This is a genomic window from Acidobacteriota bacterium (genome assembly GCA_016715115.1).
Taxonomy (GTDB): Bacteria; Acidobacteriota; Blastocatellia; order Pyrinomonadales; family Pyrinomonadaceae; genus JAFDVJ01.
Genome location: JADKBM010000011.1, coordinates 1233491 through 1250529 on the forward strand (window position 1 = coordinate 1233491; position 17039 = coordinate 1250529).

Below are 17039 nucleotides of genomic sequence, written 5' to 3' on the forward strand. Positions count from 1 at the left end.
GAACTAATTTTGCGCGGGTGAAACTTCGCTGGAAAGTGCCGTTAGAATAGTTGCAGAGGCATTAATTGATATCCGCTTTGCTTTCAAAAGCAGGAATAGGGGGAACAATTATGAGATTTGCGGCTATTTTTTTGTTGTTTCTTGTTTTCATTGGTTCGGGCTGCAGGACGAGCGGTCGAAAAAGTTCGGCCGAGACGCCCGCTGACGAGACGCAAGCGGGACGTGCGGCCGACGCCGAGGCATCGAAGGATTCTCCGATTGCCGGAACGACGGCCGAGAGCACGCCGGCAAAATACAAGAAACTGGATTTCTCTTCCGGTTCAGTGCCCGGCGATTTTGCGTATGAAGGCCGGATCACGGACGGCGCGCGTTGGATCGACTCGAACGGTGAGAACACTCTCCTCGTTACCGAACGAAAACAGGTCCGCGGTCAGGACGATTCGATTCATTTCATTTACGGCTATCTCTATGCCGTCAAAGATGGTTCGACGCGGCTTCTTTGGAAGATACAGGATAACGCCGAGAACTACTGCGACAACGGAAAAGGCCTGACATCGCCGATCGACGTCCGCGACATCGATGGCGACGGCGTCGCCGAGAATATGTTCGTCTACAACATCGCCGGCGGCTGCGACGTTTCGCCGATCCCTTACAAACTGATGATGCACAGTGGCGAAAAGAAACTCGCCGTGCGCGGGACGAATTCGGTTGAGGTGCCTGATTATCGGGAACGCGGCGAGAAGAATTTCGATGACGCGTTCAATTCCGCGCCGCGCGAATTCCGCTCGGCCGCGTCGGACTTCTGGGATCGATACGTCGCGCCGCTCCGGGCTGACTAGCCGATTTTGGATTTTGGATTTCGGATTTCGGATTGCCGGGCGGTTCGGTGGGTTCTCCATTTGCGATTTGCGATTTGCGATTGTTTACGGACCGATCGATGCGCACGGTGCATTCAAATCCAAAATCACAAATCCAGAACCCAAACTCGCGCCGATCCGCGCCATGCGCTCGACACTTGGGTGTAGGCTGATTTCGCGGTTCATTCCAGATACCGGTGAGATTCGAAATGCCGCCGGCGTGGCATTCGGATCCGGCGGACGAAAATCGAAAATGTTGACAAACCGTCGGTTTCTGGGCATTTTAGTTGTGCTATGAGACTAGTTTTTTCGGGCATCCTGATTCTTTGCATCCTTCTTTCGACAACTGCGAGCGTTCCCGACACTTCCGGGACCTACGACCTGGTGATCACGAATGCGCGCATCGTCGACGGCACGGGCAACCCCTGGTTTCGCGGGTCGGTCGCGATTCGCGATGGAAAGATCGTCAAGATCGGGCGTGTCGAAGCATCCGGAGCGAAGGCGACGATCGATGCGGCCGGCAGGATCGTCGCGCCGGGATTCATCGACGTTCACACGCACGTCGAGGATGTTTTTTCGAATCCAGCGGCCGAAAATTTTGTACGAATGGGCGTGACGACACTCGTCACCGGCAATTGTGGCGGTTCGGCGACCGACATCAAGGAATTTCTCGGACGCGTTGAATCAAAACCTCTCGCCTTGAACATTTCGACACTCATCGCGCACGGCTCGGTTCGGTCGAAGGTGATGGGACTCGACAATCGTGATCCGTCACCCGAAGAACAAACGTCGATGAACGAACTCGTCGAGAAAGGGATGCGCGACGGCGCACTCGGACTCTCGACCGGTCTGATCTATGTTCCGGGGACATTTTCAAAGACCGAAGAGGTCGTCGGACTGGCGAAGTCGGCGGCAAAGTTCGGAGGGGTTTACGCGTCCCATATTCGCGACGAAGGCACAAAGGTCGTCGAGGCGATCGAAGAAGCGATCAACATCGGCGAACAGGCGAATATGCCGGTCGACATTTCGCATTTCAAGATCTCAAGCAAGGCTCTCTGGGGGCAGACGCCGACGACGATCGGGCTTGTCGAAGCGGCCCGAAAACGCGGGCTGACGGTGACCGTCGATCAGTACGCATATACTGCGTCGTCGACGTCGCTCGACGCGCGAATCCCGAGTTGGGCGATCGCGGGCGGACGCGAAGAGGGCCGGAAACGGCTTGCCGATCCGGAAACGCGTAAAAAAGTAGTGCGGGAAATGAAAGATGAACTGAAGAGGAAGAACTTCAAGGACTACAGCTTTGCCTATGTCGCAAGCTATCGCGCAAATCCGGAGTTCAACGGCAAGAACATCGCCGAGATCACGAAATTGGTTCGGGGAAAAAAGAAACTCGACGCCCAGATCGATCAGTTCCTCGAAATGTACGACAAAGGCGGCGCTCAGATGGTCTACCACGTGATGAACGAGGATGACGTGCAAAACATTATGCGACAGCCGTTTACGATGATCGCTTCGGACAGCGGAGTGGCCCGTTTCGGCGCCGGCGTCCCGCATCCGCGCGGATACGGCAACAACGCCCGCGTTCTTGGACGCTATGTGCGGGAACTCAAGATCATCACGCTTGAGGACGCTATCCGCAAAATGACCTCACTCCCGGCGCAGACGTTCAACCTACGCGACCGCGGCCTGATCCGCGAGGGCTTCGCTGCGGACATCGTTATCTTCGACGAGAACACGGTCGCGGATAAGGCGACGTTCGAAAATCCGCACCAGTACGCCGAAGGATTTCAAACGGTGATCGTCAACGGCGAAATCGTTTTCGACGGCACGAAGTTGACCGGCAAGATGCCCGGCAAAGCGCTCCGCGGCCCGGGGTATTTGAACTGAAAGCAAGAAGGACTCCCAGATGAATTCGTGATGTTCGTGCAGTTCGTGGCGAAACAAATTTCGCCCGCCCGATGAACAACGGATCTACAACTTCGCCAGAAGAGCTTCGGCGTCGCGTTTCGTGATCCCGTCTTCAGTCTCGTGATTCGGCGAGAGCGGCGCGTTGATGATCCACTCCAGATGCTCGCGCGCCTTGGCGCGGTCGCCGTTCGAAATGCAAAGTTCGGCGATGAAAAGGTGATTGAGATAGAAATTCGGGCCGAACTCAAGCGCCTTCTGAAGGCAATCCATCGCCTTTTTGCTGTTGCCGATCGAAAACGGAAATCCCGGCGCTTTGTGATAGAGCCGGCCGAGAACCCGCCAAGGGCCGCCGTAAAAGTAACTTTCGTCGACCTTCATCGCGCGTTCGACGCATTCCTTCATCGGGTTGATCAATGCGAGGCTCTTCATAATTCCCTTTTCCTGACCAAACGACCCGTAGTTGACCGCGAGCCAGAAGTTGGCCTCAAGCGAGTTCGGGTCGGCCGCGACACCCTTTTCACCGAGGCTTACGCCTTCCTCGTAGTTGACCAACTTGTCTTCCGGTTCGGATGTTTCGCCGAACCAGTAAAAGATCTCCGCCAACAGCCCGTACGCCCAGGCGCAGTTCGGGTCCTTTTCGACGATCTCATTGAGCAAATCGAACGCTTCGTCGAGGTTCGCATCGTCAAGTTCGCGTTCGTTTATGAGTTTTCTGATCTTCTTGTACACGGCTTCGGTTTTCATATGTGTCGCTCCGTCCTTCAATTCTAAATTGAGTTCGCCGAAAACTCCATTTCAACCGGCGCGGCGGCCTCGAAACTCAGAAGTTCACCGCTCGAAGGATGATTGATCGAGAGTCTGAAGGCGTGGAGGCAGAGCCGCGAAAACGGCTGTCCGCCGTATCTTGTATCGCCGACGATCGGATGGCCGATGTGCGCGAGGTGAATCCGCAATTGGTTTGTGCGACCCGTGACGGGTTCGAGTTCGAGCAGAGACCGGCCATTCTTGAATTCGACGACCCGAAACTTCGAGGTCGACGGTTTGCCGTCTTCCTTGACCGCCCAAAGACGTTCTTCCGCGAACCGTCCGATCGGCGCCTCGATCGTTCCCTGCTCGACGGTCAGTTCGCCGACGACGACGGCAAGGTATTTCTTTTCAACAAGTTTACGCTGGAAATGCCGGGCCAGAATGCGATGCGCACGAATGTTTTTGGCCAGGACCACGATTCCGGAAGTATCCTTGTCGAGCCGGTGAACGAGTCCGGCACGGCGGAAAAACTCCGGGCCGTCGGCGTTCAAATGATGCGCAACGGCGTTGAGCAAAGTTCCCGATCGGACGCGGACGGTCGGGTGAATGAGCATTCCCGAAGGCTTGTTGACGACAAGCAGGTCTGCGTCTTCAAAGACGACGTCCAACGAAAGGTCTTCGGGCTGCATTGAAGGTTGCCGCGCGCGGTCGACGTCGATTTCGACAAAGTCGCCGGTTCGAAGTCTGTAGCCGCGGTTTTCGTGCGTCCCGTTGACGTCGCATTTGCCGTCGCGAACGAGATCGCGAAGATACATCCGGCTCAGATGCGGAAACTGCGCAAACAGAAACTCGTCGAGGCGTTGCTTGCGGTGTTCTGGCGGAACCTGAAACTCGAATCTGTGTGACATCGGATTGGTCATTTGAGATCTTCGATTTTCGATTTTCGATTTTTCGATCTCCGGGAACCTGTCGAAAAAACGATTCAGTGTGCAGAGCACACGCAGTTACGATAGCACCACGTGAAGCGGAGCGGAACCCAGGTGTCACCACCGACGACTCCAGCGAACGTATGTAAAACGCGGAACTGTTGCACACACGAGAGTTACGCGTGCTACACACGCTGTCGAGGTTGGCGCGCCCAGCCACCGCGTTCCGCTCCGCTTCACGTGGTGCTATCGCAAGATCGCGTGCTCCGCACGCTTAAAGAGGCAAATTCAGTTCTCAAACGGCTTTTCCGACAGGCTCTCGGAATCTTGAATACTTAGGATTTTGAATCTGGAATCGGGAATCTGGAGCTTTGAAAAACCTACATAACGGCGGTCCCGGCGCCGTTCCTAACACAGATGGACACAGATAGATCGGATGCAAGAGGATACTTCGAAACAAGCGTTTCTCTATCGATTGAAACAAATCCGCTCCATCCAGCAAATCCGTGTTCATCTGTGGTTAAACGCCGCCGATTTCCTTCAAGCCGGTATTTCAAAGCTCCCGCATCTGGAATCTGGAATCTAGAATTTGGAATATCTGGAATCTGGAATCTGGAATCTGGAATCTGGAATCCGGAATCCGGAATCTCGTTTTAGTCCCCCAAATCGCAAATCGCAAATCGCAAATCGCAAATAAATTCGGGGTTCGCATCCCGACAATCTTCCCCAAGTTGCGTGATAGGATGCGAACCCCAAATGTTTTAAGAACTTTACTTGGTCTCGAACGCCGGCGTCAGACTCGGTGCTGTCGCCGGTTCGTTCGATGCGTGAATTGATTCCCCTTCAAAAACATACGCCGTTTCACCGTGCTGAGTCACGTCGAGCCCGGCGGCTTCGTCACTTTCGCTGACCCGCAAGCCGATAAACAGATCGACCAACTTCAAGATCACGACCGAACCCGCGACCGCGAGGACGATCGTCAACCCCGCGCCGGCAAGCTGATTGAAGACCTGCATCCAATTTCCCTCGAGCATTCCGACCGGAAGCGCGTTTCCCGACGCATCGGCGAAGATCGGATTTACGGCGGACGTCGCAAAGACGCCGGTCAAAAGCGCGCCGAGAATTCCGCCGATACCGTGAATGCCGAAGACGTCGAGCGTGTCGTCATAACCGAACCGGCGCTTGACCTCAGATACCATATAGAAGCAAGTGACGCCAGCGACGAATCCGAAACCGATCGCCGCGATCGGCGTGACGAATCCGGCGGCGGGCGTGATACAGACAAGCCCGGCGACGGCACCCGAGATCGCTCCGAGGGTCGTCGGTTTTCCGTGCGTCAGCCACTCGATGATGGTCCAGGCGAGCATCGCCGTCGCAGCCGAAAAGTGGGTCGTGACGAACGCGTTCGTCGCCAGCGCGTTGGCTGAAAGCGCGCTGCCGGCATTGAATCCGAACCAGCCAAACCACAACAGTCCGGCGCCGATCAGGCTGAAGACGGTATTGTGAGGCGTTGTCGGTTCGTTGTTGTAGTCGAGCCGTTTGCCGAGCCAGATCGCGCAGACAAGCGCCGAAACGCCGGATGAAATATGGACGACCGTTCCGCCGGCGAAATCGAGCGCCGGAATCGAGCCGCCGAGCGCGGCGTTCAGGAAACCGCCTTTTCCCCAGACCATATGGGCGAGGGGAAAGTAAACGAAAAGGGTCCAAAGCACGGTGAACGCGAGTTTCGCCGCGAACCGGATGCGCTCGGCGAACGCGCCCGTGATCAGCGCCGGCGTGATGATCGCGAACATCAGTTGGAAGATCATAAACGTTTGCTGCGGAAGGGTCGCGGAATAGTCGGTATTCGGACTCCCGCCGACGCCGCGCAGAAACGCGAAGTCGAAACTGCCGATGAAAGCGTTTCCTTCTGAGAAAACCAGGCTGTACCCGACGAACGCCCATAAAAGCGTTACGATGCCGATCGAGATAAGGCTTTTGAGCATCGTTGAGAGCACGTTCTTTTGCCGTACGAGGCCGCCGTAAAAGAGCGCCAGCCCCGGAACGGTCATCAGCAGGACGAGCGCCGAGCAAAGGAGAACCCAGGCGTTATCGGCGCTCATTTGAGCGCGAGCCGAACCGGCCTCGAGCTGCGCGATCCGTTCAGCGAGATCTTCGGCTTTGACGCAGACGGCGGTGGCCAAAACGAATGCGGCCGTTTGGAACGATTTTGAAATGTTCAACTTTTTCATTGTTTCGGGCTCGGGTGATTCCGCAAGAACACGTCGGCAATCGCCGTTCCACAGCGGATGAAAGCCCGCAAGCGCTTTTCGGATAAGGACTTGAAACCCATTCCGTGCGATCGTCGGATTTCAGCGCGACCACTTTTATTACAATATTGTCGAATATTGAACAATCATCCGACATTTTTGTCTGATTTGGATCAGGCATTTGAATATTTCCCGATTACCCTGCTAAAGTCGAAAACAACGCTTGTCGACTTCCGACAATTTCGTAGGATTTCAAAGTCAATGTCGCCGAATCAACTCGAAACGATCGAGCGCATCATTCTCAAACTGAATGATTCGCAAACTCCAAAATCCGCCTTCTCGGCGGTTCTCGAGATCCTGTCCGAGCGGGCCGGGATTCGGCGGAGCTGCGTCCTCGTATACCAGACCGAAGCGGAAAAGCTGTCGATGGTCGCGGCCAACGGCTTGGGAATCGATGAATTCCGCCGCGTCGAAACCTCGGCACGCAAGAGCGCGCTCCAAGACGTGTTCCTGAGCGGCAAGCGACGTTCCGTGGCCGATCCCGCGACTGACCCTTCGCTTCGTTTTCTGCAGTCGGCTACCTCGTCGACAGTTGCGGTCGAGCCGATAATCCTTGAAGGCCGACCGCTCGGCGTCTTTTGTTCGGAAATCCCGGCGGGCGATTCCCAAGTCTTGCCGGCATTCATCGCTGTCGTCGCGGCGCTCGTTTCGCAGGCATTCAAGATCGAGTACGCCGTCTCGGCCGAACGCCAACTTCTTGCCGACGAGAATTCGCACCTTCGACAGGAACTCAAGGAAAAGTATGACTTCTCGCAGATCATCGGGAATTCAAGCGCGATGCGCCAGGTCTACGACCAGGTCTCGCAGGTCGCGCGTTCGAACGCGACGGTCCTGTTGCGCGGCGAGAGCGGGACCGGAAAGGAAATGATCGCGCACGCGATCCACTACAATTCGCTGCGTTCGAAACGCCCGTTCATCAAGGTAAACTGCGCCGCGCTGCCCGAAACACTGATCGAATCCGAGCTTTTCGGCTTTGAGAAGGGCGCCTTTACCGGTGCCGACCGTCTGAAAAAAGGCCGCTTCGAAATGGCCGACGGCGGAACCATCTTCCTCGACGAGATCGGAGATCTTCCGCCGCAGACTCAAGTGAAACTGCTCCGCGTCATTCAGGAGCGCGAGATCCAAAGGCTCGGCGGAACAGAGACTATCAAGATCAACGTGCGATTCATCACGGCGACGAACCAGAATCTCGAGGAAGAGATCGCCAACGGCACGTTTCGCGAGGATCTTTATTACCGGCTCAATGTCTTTACGATCTTCCTTCCACCGTTGCGTGAACGAAAATCGGACATCCTCCTGCTCGCCGAGCATTTCCTCGACAAATACGAGCGCGAACACGGCAAAGAGATCAAGCGCATATCAACGCCTGCCATCGATATGCTTACCAGCTATCATTTCCCGGGCAACGTCCGCGAACTCGAGAACGTCATCGAACGCGCGGTCCTGGTCTGCGACGAACAGGTGATCCACGGCCATCACCTTCCGCCGACGCTGCAGACCGCCGAAATCTCCGACACTGTCGCGGAACTCTCCCTCGCCGCGGCTGTCGAAGCGTACGAAAGCGATCTTATACAGGACGCTCTGAAAACCGCCCGCGGGAACGTCGCCAAGGCCGCGCGTCTGCTCGATTCGACGGAACGAATCTTGAGCTATAAAATCAAGAGGTACGGAATCACGCCAAAACGCTTCAAATGAAGCGATTCTCGATTTCGGACACCGAGAGACTCAACATCGTGCAAGACGAACAGGTCGGGAACATTATGCGGAACCTGCCGGACGCGGAGAGCGCGGAGCGGTTTCTTGTCGATCTTTCGGCCCGGTTCCCGCTCGAGGAAAAACGATTGCGGCGCAATGATGGGCTTCTCTCCGACGTTTTGACGCTCGTCGCTTTCAGCCCTCTGCTCGCCACCACGCTGCTCCAACATAAATCGTATTTCTCGTGGCTCGAACGCCAGCGCGTTTCGTCGAGATCCCGCGGGAAAGAAGACCTGATCGAATCGCTCGCGCGCTTTGCACTGACGAACTCGACGCTCGAAACTCACGTCTTGCTTTCGCGGTTCCGCCGACGCGAACTCCTTCGGATATATTTGCTCGACATCCGAGGCCTCAAAACCGTTGCCGAGATCACCGAAGAAATCTCGGATCTCGCCGACGCGATACTCGAATTCGCGCTGCGCATCGCACGCCAGGAACTGGACAATCGCTTCGGCGCTCCGCTCGAAACGGACGACAAGGGCCGTTCGGCCGAAGCGACTTTCTGCATCGTCGCGCTCGGCAAGCTCGGCTCGCGCGAGCTTAACTACTCTTCCGATATCGACCTTTTGTTTCTTTACTCGTCGGAAGGAAACACGTCCGGCAACGGTTCGCGCGGTGCCGTGACGAATCGGGAGTATTTCGTAAAGCTATCGGAACACATTATCAAACTCGTTGGCCAACAGTCGGGCGAGGGCGCCGCGTACCGCGTCGATATGCGGCTCCGGCCGCACGGCAGGGTCGGTGGGCTGGCAATTCCCGGAGGCGACGCGGCGCAATACTATTTGACGACGGCGCAGCCTTGGGAACGGCAGGTTCTGATCCGTTCGCGAGCTTGCGCGGGCGACGCCGAGATATATCGGCGGTTTTTCGAAACGGTCCGGCCGAGTGTCTTTTCAAAGGACGGTTCGGTCATTGAAGCGCTCCGCAACGTCCGCCTGTCAAAGGAAAGGATCAATCTCGAAAAGCAATCCGCGAACGGGTTTGACGTCAAGCTCGGACACGGCGGAATCCGTGAGATCGAGTTCATCGCCCAGGCGCTGCAACTGGCTCACGGCGGCGCCGACGAATGGTTGCAGGCACCGCATACGCTGATCTCGCTCTCGCGGCTTGCCGACCGCGGCCTGATCACCGAGTCCGAGCACACGGAACTTGCCGACGCCTATTCTTTTCTGCGGCGCCTCGAGCATCGGTTGCAGATGGAACACGGACTTCAGACGCATCTCGTTCCGAACGACCCCGAACGGCGGTTTCCGGTCGCAAAACGTATGCATTTCGAAGATCTGACGAAATTCGACGCGGCTCTTGCGCGTCAAACGGCCGCAGTCTATCGGACGTTTTGCCGGATCTTCGACGAGAGCGCTCTGGTCGATATCGACTCCGAACCGGAAACGCCGGGCGAATCGGCGACGACCGGCAGTTCGATCAGAACCAGCAATCCGGCTTACGGCGCGGCCGTTTCATCGCTCGAAAAATCGGGCGCCGAGCCAGACGAACGAACGCTATCCGTCTTGCGTGATCTTGCCGAAATCTCGCCGTATTTTGCGGGTTCGATCACCGCCAATCCCGAACTTGTCGAAGTGTTGGCCGAAATATCTGCTGAAGGATTTGCCGCGCGCGATTACAAATTGGAACTTCAAACCATCGTTCGGGATGAAATGAACTTTGCGTCAAGACTCGCGTCATTGCGCCGGCTTCAGTCCAGGTTTTTGTTGGGGATCGCTGTCGCGGAAGTCTTTGGGCAGCTGACGAAGTCCGACTCCAAAAGACTTCAGTGCGAACTCGCCGAGGCCAGCATCGCCGCTGCGCTCTTTGTCACGCAAAACGAACTGACGCACCGACTCGGCGTCGGCATCGATCGATTCCCGTTCGCCGTTCTCGGACTTGGAAAACTCGGCGGAAACGCGATGGACTACGGCTCGGACCTCGATCTGGTGCTCGTTTACGACGACGAGGCCGAGCTTGGATTTCTCGACGAATCCGAACTGACGCGCGCCGCGTTCTTCGGGAAAGCAGTCGAGGTCTTCGTCACCGCATTGTCGGCGATGACGCGCGAAGGCAGCCTGTACCGCGTCGATCTGCGGCTTCGGCCCGACGGAAAGAACGGCGCGTTGGCGACCGGGCGGCGTGCGTTTCTGAACTATTTCGAGACCCGTGCAGATGTTTGGGAACTGCTCGCATACGTCAAACTGCGCGCCGTCGGCGGCGATCTCGAACTCGCCCGCATTATCGAGTCCGAGGCTCGGCGGATCATCCTCGCACGGGCCCGGGGCGTCGATGGCGATGAACTTCGCCTTGAGGCCCGTCGGGTCAGGGATCGGCTCGAGTCTCAAAAGGCCGGGCGCACGCACCGCGACATAGATATCAAGTACGGTTCCGGCGGAATGCTCGACATCTATTTTGCGATGCGTTTTTTGCAGCTTCGGGATGATGTGCCGGATGATCCGCAAAACCGCTCGACGGGGTTTATGCTCCGCAAGCTTTACGAACGGGGTTCGCTCTCCGCGGACCAATTCGAGGCTTTGTCGTTCGGCTACGAGTTCCTTTCCGCGCTCGATCACGAACTCCGCCTGACGATCGGGCGTTCCACGAAATTCCCCGCCGCCAACCGCGACGCGCTCGAGGTCGTCGCTCGGCGGATGAAACTCGCCTCCGCCGCCGACCTTTCCGAGAAATTGACCGTGCATCGCCTCAATGTCCGCGAAGCGTTCGAGGAATTGATGCACGAATAGTCCGTTTAATACTGGAGCGCAAAGCGACTGGAGCACAAGTGTCCCCGCTTGCAATGAGCGCGAAGCGCGAACAGGGTCTGTAGATCAGAACACACGGCTTCGCTGATTGTGACACCCGACAAACTCCGACAACTCCCGCGATCCGACGCACCGAAACCTGTTATCGTCGAATCGTGGATAAACTAAAGAAAACGCTCGTCAACCTTTTGCTGATCTTCTCGATCAGCGGCGTTCTTCCGGCAACTGCGCAAACGTTTGACAAGATCGAACTTCTCGTTCAGGACGGCAAGAACATCGATGAAAGGTCGGTCACCGTCACATTCCTCGAAGACGCGCTGTTGATTGAATCGTCCGGCCGCGAGAAGATCTCGAAATCGTTTAAGTACAGTGAGATACGCGCCGCCGAGTATTCCTATACGAAGAACCCGCGTTGGAAGACGGGGCTCGGGCTCGGAGCGGCGTCGATCATATTTCCGCCGCTGCTGCTCGTCGCCTTGCCGATGGCTTTCTCCAAACACCGCCGGCATTGGCTGACGATCCGCACCGACAAGGATTTTGCGGTTCTCAAGCTAAGCAAACGGAACCGCAAACTGATTCTGCCGACCCTTGAAACCAGAAGCGGCGTCAAGGTCGAGGGCACCGGCGATCAGAAGTAATGTTATGAAAAACCTTATTCTGCTATTGCTTCTCGCAACCACCGGCGTATTCGCGCAAACGGAAACCCTGACCAACCTGCAAGTCGTCGAAATGGTAAAGAGCGGGCTCGGAACATCGATCATCGCAAAGAAGATCAACGGTTCCGAAAACAGGTTCGATGTTTCGGTCAACGCGCTGATCGAACTCAAAAACGCAGGCGTCGATTCGGAGATCATCGCCTTGATGATGGAAAAGGCCCCCAAGACGCCGGTCAACGTGCCAAAGCCCGAATCCGTCGGCTATTCAGATTCTGACCGGCCGAACACGGTTCCAACCGCTCGGAACGGCGAAGCCAGGACAATCGCGATCGAGAAATCGTCGATCCATCCGTCAAGGCAGGCCCTCGAAAAGGAGCTTTTCAAACGCAAGGAATGGAAACGCCTGAATCTCTCGATCGTCCGCTACAAGGAATCGGCGGATTTCTATGTCGAGATCGGTTTTGTGCCGCTTTCTCTGCTGACGCATCGCTACACGTTTCGCATTTACGATCGCCGCAGCGGCGCTGTGATCGCTGCCGGCGAGACGACTTCGTGGGGCAGCCTCGCAGAAAATCTCGCGCGCGAGATCGCGAAAAAACTCGACACGGCGTTAATCGGTTGAATTCTCTTCACGCGTCGGACGCAAACGTTTATAATCGTCCCGTCAAACCTAAGATGGATCGATACATAACCGCAGCGTTGCTTTTTTCCGCCCTGACGACCGTTTGCGTCGCGCAGTCCGGCAACGTCAAGACCTATTCGGAAAGCGTACCGACCCTCGAGCGCAAAACGAGCGAATCGGACAAACCGCGAAAAACGGAGAAAAAGACCGATGACGACGAAACGATTCGGGTCGAAACCGACCTCATCATCGTCCCGACGCAGGTCACGGACCGCTCGGGCCGCGCATTGACGAATCTGCGGAAGGGCGAGTTCAAGATCTTCGAAAACAACGTCGAGCAGGAAATCGCGTACTTCGCCGCCGAAGAACAGCCATTTACGGTCGCGCTCCTGCTCGATATGAGCTACTCAAGCGTTTTCAAGATCGCCGATATCCAGTCCGCGGCGCTCTCCTTCATCAACCAGCTGAAACCCGACGACAAAGTGATGATCGTCGCCTTCGATGAGAAGGTCCGCGTCCTTTGCAAACCGACGAACAATCGATACGCTTTGAAACTCGCCGTCGAGGCAACCCGGATAGGCTCGGGAACGAGTCTTTATTCAGCGATCGACGGTGTGCTCAGGGATTATTTTTCAACGATCAAGGGGCGCAAAGCGGTCGTGCTTTTGTCGGACGGCGTCGACACGACAAGCCAGTCGTTCGACGCAAGATCGGTTATGCGTTCGATATCCGAAACGGAGGTCATCTTCTATCCGATCCAGTACGACACGTACGAAGACGTTCAGAAAACGCGGCAAAATCAAGCTGAGATCCGGTACGACGAGGACGATCGGCCGTATGCCGTCATCAAACCGCGGGTCAAAGGAGAACGCGAAGAGGACTATCGGGCGGCGAATGAATTCGTAGAAGACATTGCCGATCGGACCGGAGGACGAACCTTCAAGGTCTCGTCGACGACGAATCTGGCTTCGGCGTTCAAGACGGTCGCCGACGAACTGCGCCGAGTCTACAGTTTGGGATATTACCCTAGCGGCAACCGCGAAGTTGGTGTAAGATACGCCATTAAGGTTCGTGTCTACCGTCCCAATCTCGTTGTCCGGGCCCGGAACGGCTATGAACTTAGTGCGGATCGATGATTGTTCGTCTTTTTCCCCTCGATCCTCGATCAAATCTGAAATTTAGGAGATAGAAATGAAACCAACCAAGTTTTTTCGTATTGTTCTGCTGGCGATCTCAATGCTCGTCATCGGCGGCATCAACGTCCTGGCTCAGGAAGTGATGAGGAACGCCGACGTTGTATCGCTTGTAAAAGCCGGTCTTTCCAATTCGATCATCGTTGACAAGATCCGGGGGTCGAAATCGGATTTCGATCTTTCAACCGACGCACTGATCCTGCTCAAACAGGCCGGCGTTTCGGATGATATCGTCGGCGCGATGCTGGCGGCGAAAACAGGCGCTTCGACGACGGCAAACGTCAACGCGAACACGAGTTCAGCGGCGACCGATCCGAACGATCCGACCGCTCCCCACGACTTCGGACTCTATATGTACGAAGAAAAGGACGGTTCCCGAAAGATGACGCAAATGTCTGCGACGGTATCTCAGCAGAACCGAACGGGCGGAATGTTCACTTCATCGATGACGTACGGGATCGGCAAGGTGAAGATCAAAACGAATCTGCCGGGAACAACCGCAAAAATGCAGCTCAACTCGGTCCGACCGGTCTTCTATTTCTATCTCGACAGCAAGACCGGTGGCTTGAATACGGCGAGCGGAATTCCGGCAAATCCGAGCGAATTCGCGTTGGTCCGTTTCAATATCCGGAAGGACAATCGCGAGGTCACGATCGGCAAATCCAACGCCTTCGGAGCGAAAGGCGGGCTTTCGGACGAGTATGTCGTCGAATTCGATGCCCAGGATCTCGGCAACGGTGTCTTCAAGGTAACGCCGAAGACCGATCTCAAGAACGGCGAGTATGCGTTCTACCTTCTGAATTCCGGAAACTCGAACGCGAGCACGGCGGTTGGGTCGAAGTTCTTCGATTTCGGCGTCAAAGTCACTCCGTAAAATTTGGGATTCGGGATATTCGGGATTTGTGATTGCGGACTTGGTTCGAAATCAGAAATCACACAAATGGCAACGCACACGGGCGTTGCCATTTGTTTCTTCGGAACTTCGCGATCAAATGTCGGAATTTCGGATCCCGTCGATAAGTGCGAGCCGTTTGACGATTCTTCCGTTCACGAGATGCTCCTCGATGATCTCGCCGACGTCTTCTTCTCGAACCTGGCCGTACCAGACGCCTTCCGGATAGACACAAACGGCGGCGCCGAGCGAACAAAAACCGACCGATCCGCATTCGGTCAGGATGATCTCGCCGTTCGGATTCCGCCCTTTCGACTCCTTCCCGTAACGCAACGCCTTCGACTCAAGTTGCTCCTCGAATGCCCGCTTGACGTCGGCGCTTCCGACCGCCGAACAGGATTTGCCGGTGCACACGAAAACGTGCCGACGGATCGGCGCGTTGATCACCGGAGCGAGTTTCTCGAGCTTCTCGGGATCGTCGATGAACTTGACCTCACTCATAGTCCAATGCTAATCGTTCGTTGGATATGCGCGCAAGCGGGTGCGTTTCAATTCCATTTTCAATCAGTTCGCGGGCCCCGTTCTGCGACATAAGAATTCTTTGTACCAAAGCCATTTTGCTTATAGTTTTTCCTATCAATTCGGAAACTGATTGTTGTATATTAGTATTTTCGGGCAATGGCAACGAACCTGGTGATCCACATTTCGGTCGGTAGCGAAAAGCGGACGGAGTTCTTCTCCGACGACCGTATCAGTATCGGTTCGTCCGAACACAACGACATCCAGATCCACTCGAAGGACGTCAACGTCGAGGGTACGTGGCTCGAGCTCGAACTCACGGAAAACGTCTATCGCATCATCAATGCCAATTCGGAACTGCGTTTCGTCGATCCTTCAGGTCAAACGGTGCGACGCTACGTTGCGATCAGCGACGGCGACCGAATTTCGATCGACGGCACCGATATCGCATTCGCGTTCTTCGCGCCCGCGACGCGTTCGTCGCTTATCACGACGCGCCGCGACTCGCACGTCGCGCAGTTCATCGAGGAAGCCGCGCTCGAATCGGCCGGATCTCCGAAGCGCGATGACGCCAAGGTCTTTCTCAAGGAATTCGTCCGCGAACTTTCGCGCGAGATCAGTTTTACATCGAAGCTCGTTGCGCTTGTCCTGATCATCGGATTCGTCTCGGGCATCTTCTATCTCGGATTCGCCGTCAACCGTGAACTCAAAAAGAATCGCGAACAGAGCGAACAGCAGAGCGAGTTCATCCGCAAACTCGAAGAACGGCTCGGACAGACCTCAGATCAGATCGGCGAGATCGACAAGTCGAACAAGGAGATCATCAAATCGGTCTCGCTCGCACCGAATCTGCGCGTCGAATACGGCAACGGCGTCTGCCTGATCGTCGGCGTGTATGAACTCGTCAGCAAGGCAAACAACAAAACTCTGCGTTATCCGCAGGTACAACCGGTTTCGCCAAACCCATACGAACCTGCACCGTCCGAAGATCAGGTTCCGATCGATCGGCCGGTCGGATTGACGACGGAAGGCAACGGAACGCCGATCGAATACGACTTTATCGGCACCGGATTTCACGTCGGCGGAGGATTTCTCCTGACGAACCGGCACGTGTTGCGGCCGTGGGAGGACGATGATCTGATCAAGCAGATGATGCGCGACGGCAACGGCAAACCTCGGATAAAGAAGTTGCTCGTGTATTTCCCGAATTATAAGCAACCATTCCCGCTTGTGGAACGGCAAATTGGCGGACGCCAGGATCTGGCGGTCGCATCGATCGATCCGGCGAAGATTTCAACTGAGATCCCCGTGCTTCCGTTGGACGCCAGCCCGGATGCGATGACGATCGGCAAAACCGTCGTCTCGATGGGCTATCCGAGCGGTCCGGACCGTTTGCTGGCGATGTTTGACGACACGGAAGCGCGCGGGATAAATGCCAGATGCAACGGACTTCGCCAGTGCATCATCAACTTTTTGGCGCAGAACCTGCGGATCGCACCCTTGTTGACCCAAGGCGCGATAACCGACCTCGATTCCCGGCGCATCGTCCACGACGCAAAGACGGCCGAGGGAGGTTCCGGCGCGCCTGTGTTCGGACAGACAGGCAAGGTGATCGGCGTGAATTTCGGCATATTTACGGAGAATACTGCCGCGAATATGGCCGTCCCGATCAGCTTCGCGATCGATCTTCTCAAGAAATCCGGGTGGAAATCGCCCGAGGAACTCCTCGCGGAATCTCAAAATCAAGCCGCGACCACGCCGCAGTCAAACACCAACACGAAACCCGCCGGGAATTAGTTTGGGGTTGCGCCTTCAAAGGCCGCGCGATCTTCGTTCTTTGCTTTTTGTCCATCATTTATCTATCGTGAGAGTTTGGCCTTCGGCGGCGAAAGCCAGAAGATGGTTGCC

The 17039-nt window shown here is 55.9% G+C and carries 13 protein-coding genes; 9 read left to right on the forward strand and 4 right to left on the reverse strand.

Going from position 1 to position 17039, the window contains the following annotated elements; translation table 11 throughout:
• Positions 1 to 110: 110 nt before the first annotated feature.
• Both IPN69_14075 and IPN69_14080 read left to right on the forward strand, forming a co-directional pair.
• On the forward strand, positions 111 to 839 hold the full coding sequence (locus IPN69_14075; protein ID MBK8811838.1) for a hypothetical protein: 729 nt from the start codon (positions 111 to 113) through the stop codon (positions 837 to 839).
• Positions 840 to 1151: 312 nt separating this feature from the next.
• Positions 1152 to 2744, forward strand: coding sequence for a D-aminoacylase (locus IPN69_14080; GenBank protein MBK8811839.1), 1593 nt, complete (start codon positions 1152 to 1154; stop codon positions 2742 to 2744).
• Positions 2745 to 2828: 84 nt separating this feature from the next.
• Here the strand turns inward: IPN69_14080 and IPN69_14085 are convergent, their stop codons facing one another.
• The 3 genes from IPN69_14085 to IPN69_14095 form a co-directional block, all read right to left on the reverse strand.
• A complete protein-coding gene (locus IPN69_14085; protein MBK8811840.1) occupies positions 2829 to 3509 on the reverse strand; it encodes a hypothetical protein in 681 nt (226 codons plus the stop codon).
• Between the two features lie 23 nt (positions 3510 to 3532).
• Positions 3533 to 4420 (reverse strand): RluA family pseudouridine synthase, encoded by an 888-nt coding sequence (locus tag IPN69_14090; GenBank protein MBK8811841.1) that lies wholly within the window; start codon positions 4418 to 4420, stop codon positions 3533 to 3535.
• 788 nt (positions 4421 to 5208) lie between these two features.
• Positions 5209 to 6669: an ammonium transporter gene (locus tag IPN69_14095; GenBank protein MBK8811842.1), complete on the reverse strand. Its 1461-nt coding sequence runs from the start codon at positions 6667 to 6669 to the stop codon at positions 5209 to 5211.
• A 279-nt stretch (positions 6670 to 6948) separates the two neighbouring features.
• Here IPN69_14095 and IPN69_14100 point away from each other — a divergent pair, with 279 nt between their 5' ends.
• The 6 genes from IPN69_14100 (at position 6949) to IPN69_14125 (ending at position 14594) form a co-directional block, all read left to right on the forward strand.
• Positions 6949 to 8442 (forward strand): sigma 54-interacting transcriptional regulator, encoded by a 1494-nt coding sequence (locus IPN69_14100; protein ID MBK8811843.1) that lies wholly within the window; start codon positions 6949 to 6951, stop codon positions 8440 to 8442.
• Entirely contained in the window at positions 8439 to 11231 is a 2793-nt protein-coding gene (locus tag IPN69_14105; GenBank protein ID MBK8811844.1) for a hypothetical protein, read from the forward strand. The genes IPN69_14100 and IPN69_14105 overlap by 4 nt, the downstream gene beginning before the upstream one ends.
• A gap of 173 nt (positions 11232 to 11404) precedes the next feature.
• Positions 11405 to 11887, forward strand: a complete 483-nt coding sequence (locus IPN69_14110; GenBank protein ID MBK8811845.1) for a hypothetical protein — start codon at positions 11405 to 11407, stop codon at positions 11885 to 11887.
• A 4-nt stretch (positions 11888 to 11891) separates the two neighbouring features.
• Entirely contained in the window at positions 11892 to 12527 is a 636-nt protein-coding gene (locus tag IPN69_14115) for a hypothetical protein (GenBank protein ID MBK8811846.1), read from the forward strand.
• Between the two features lie 53 nt (positions 12528 to 12580).
• Positions 12581 to 13663: a VWA domain-containing protein gene (locus IPN69_14120; GenBank protein MBK8811847.1), complete on the forward strand. Its 1083-nt coding sequence runs from the start codon at positions 12581 to 12583 to the stop codon at positions 13661 to 13663.
• A gap of 55 nt (positions 13664 to 13718) precedes the next feature.
• On the forward strand, positions 13719 to 14594 hold the full coding sequence (locus IPN69_14125) for a hypothetical protein (GenBank protein MBK8811848.1): 876 nt from the start codon (positions 13719 to 13721) through the stop codon (positions 14592 to 14594).
• Positions 14595 to 14708: 114 nt separating this feature from the next.
• On the opposite strand, the gene IPN69_14130 is transcribed toward IPN69_14125, so the two are convergent.
• On the reverse strand, positions 14709 to 15113 hold the full coding sequence (locus tag IPN69_14130; GenBank protein ID MBK8811849.1) for a (2Fe-2S) ferredoxin domain-containing protein: 405 nt from the start codon (positions 15111 to 15113) through the stop codon (positions 14709 to 14711).
• Positions 15114 to 15290: 177 nt separating this feature from the next.
• Here IPN69_14130 and IPN69_14135 point away from each other — a divergent pair, with 177 nt between their 5' ends.
• Positions 15291 to 16928, forward strand: coding sequence for a trypsin-like peptidase domain-containing protein (locus IPN69_14135; protein ID MBK8811850.1), 1638 nt, complete (start codon positions 15291 to 15293; stop codon positions 16926 to 16928).
• Positions 16929 to 17039 lie beyond the last annotated feature (111 nt).

What these genes read in the sequence shown, in the direction of transcription:
- IPN69_14085 (MBK8811840.1), bottom strand. Translation starts at nt 3,509, where the DNA reads ATGAAAACCGAAGCCGTGTACAAGAAGATCAGAAAACTCATAAACGAA.
- IPN69_14080 (MBK8811839.1), top strand. Translation starts at nt 1,152, where the DNA reads ATGAGACTAGTTTTTTCGGGCATCCTGATTCTTTGCATCCTTCTTTCG.
- IPN69_14075 (MBK8811838.1), top strand. Translation starts at nt 111, where the DNA reads ATGAGATTTGCGGCTATTTTTTTGTTGTTTCTTGTTTTCATTGGTTCG.
- IPN69_14100 (MBK8811843.1), top strand. Translation starts at nt 6,949, where the DNA reads ATGTCGCCGAATCAACTCGAAACGATCGAGCGCATCATTCTCAAACTG.
- IPN69_14105 (MBK8811844.1), top strand. Translation starts at nt 8,439, where the DNA reads ATGAAGCGATTCTCGATTTCGGACACCGAGAGACTCAACATCGTGCAA.
- IPN69_14090 (MBK8811841.1), bottom strand. Translation starts at nt 4,420, where the DNA reads ATGTCACACAGATTCGAGTTTCAGGTTCCGCCAGAACACCGCAAGCAA.
- IPN69_14115 (MBK8811846.1), top strand. Translation starts at nt 11,892, where the DNA reads ATGAAAAACCTTATTCTGCTATTGCTTCTCGCAACCACCGGCGTATTC.
- IPN69_14135 (MBK8811850.1), top strand. Translation starts at nt 15,291, where the DNA reads ATGGCAACGAACCTGGTGATCCACATTTCGGTCGGTAGCGAAAAGCGG.
- IPN69_14125 (MBK8811848.1), top strand. Translation starts at nt 13,719, where the DNA reads ATGAAACCAACCAAGTTTTTTCGTATTGTTCTGCTGGCGATCTCAATG.
- IPN69_14130 (MBK8811849.1), bottom strand. Translation starts at nt 15,113, where the DNA reads ATGAGTGAGGTCAAGTTCATCGACGATCCCGAGAAGCTCGAGAAACTC.
- IPN69_14120 (MBK8811847.1), top strand. Translation starts at nt 12,581, where the DNA reads ATGGATCGATACATAACCGCAGCGTTGCTTTTTTCCGCCCTGACGACC.
- IPN69_14095 (MBK8811842.1), bottom strand. Translation starts at nt 6,669, where the DNA reads ATGAAAAAGTTGAACATTTCAAAATCGTTCCAAACGGCCGCATTCGTT.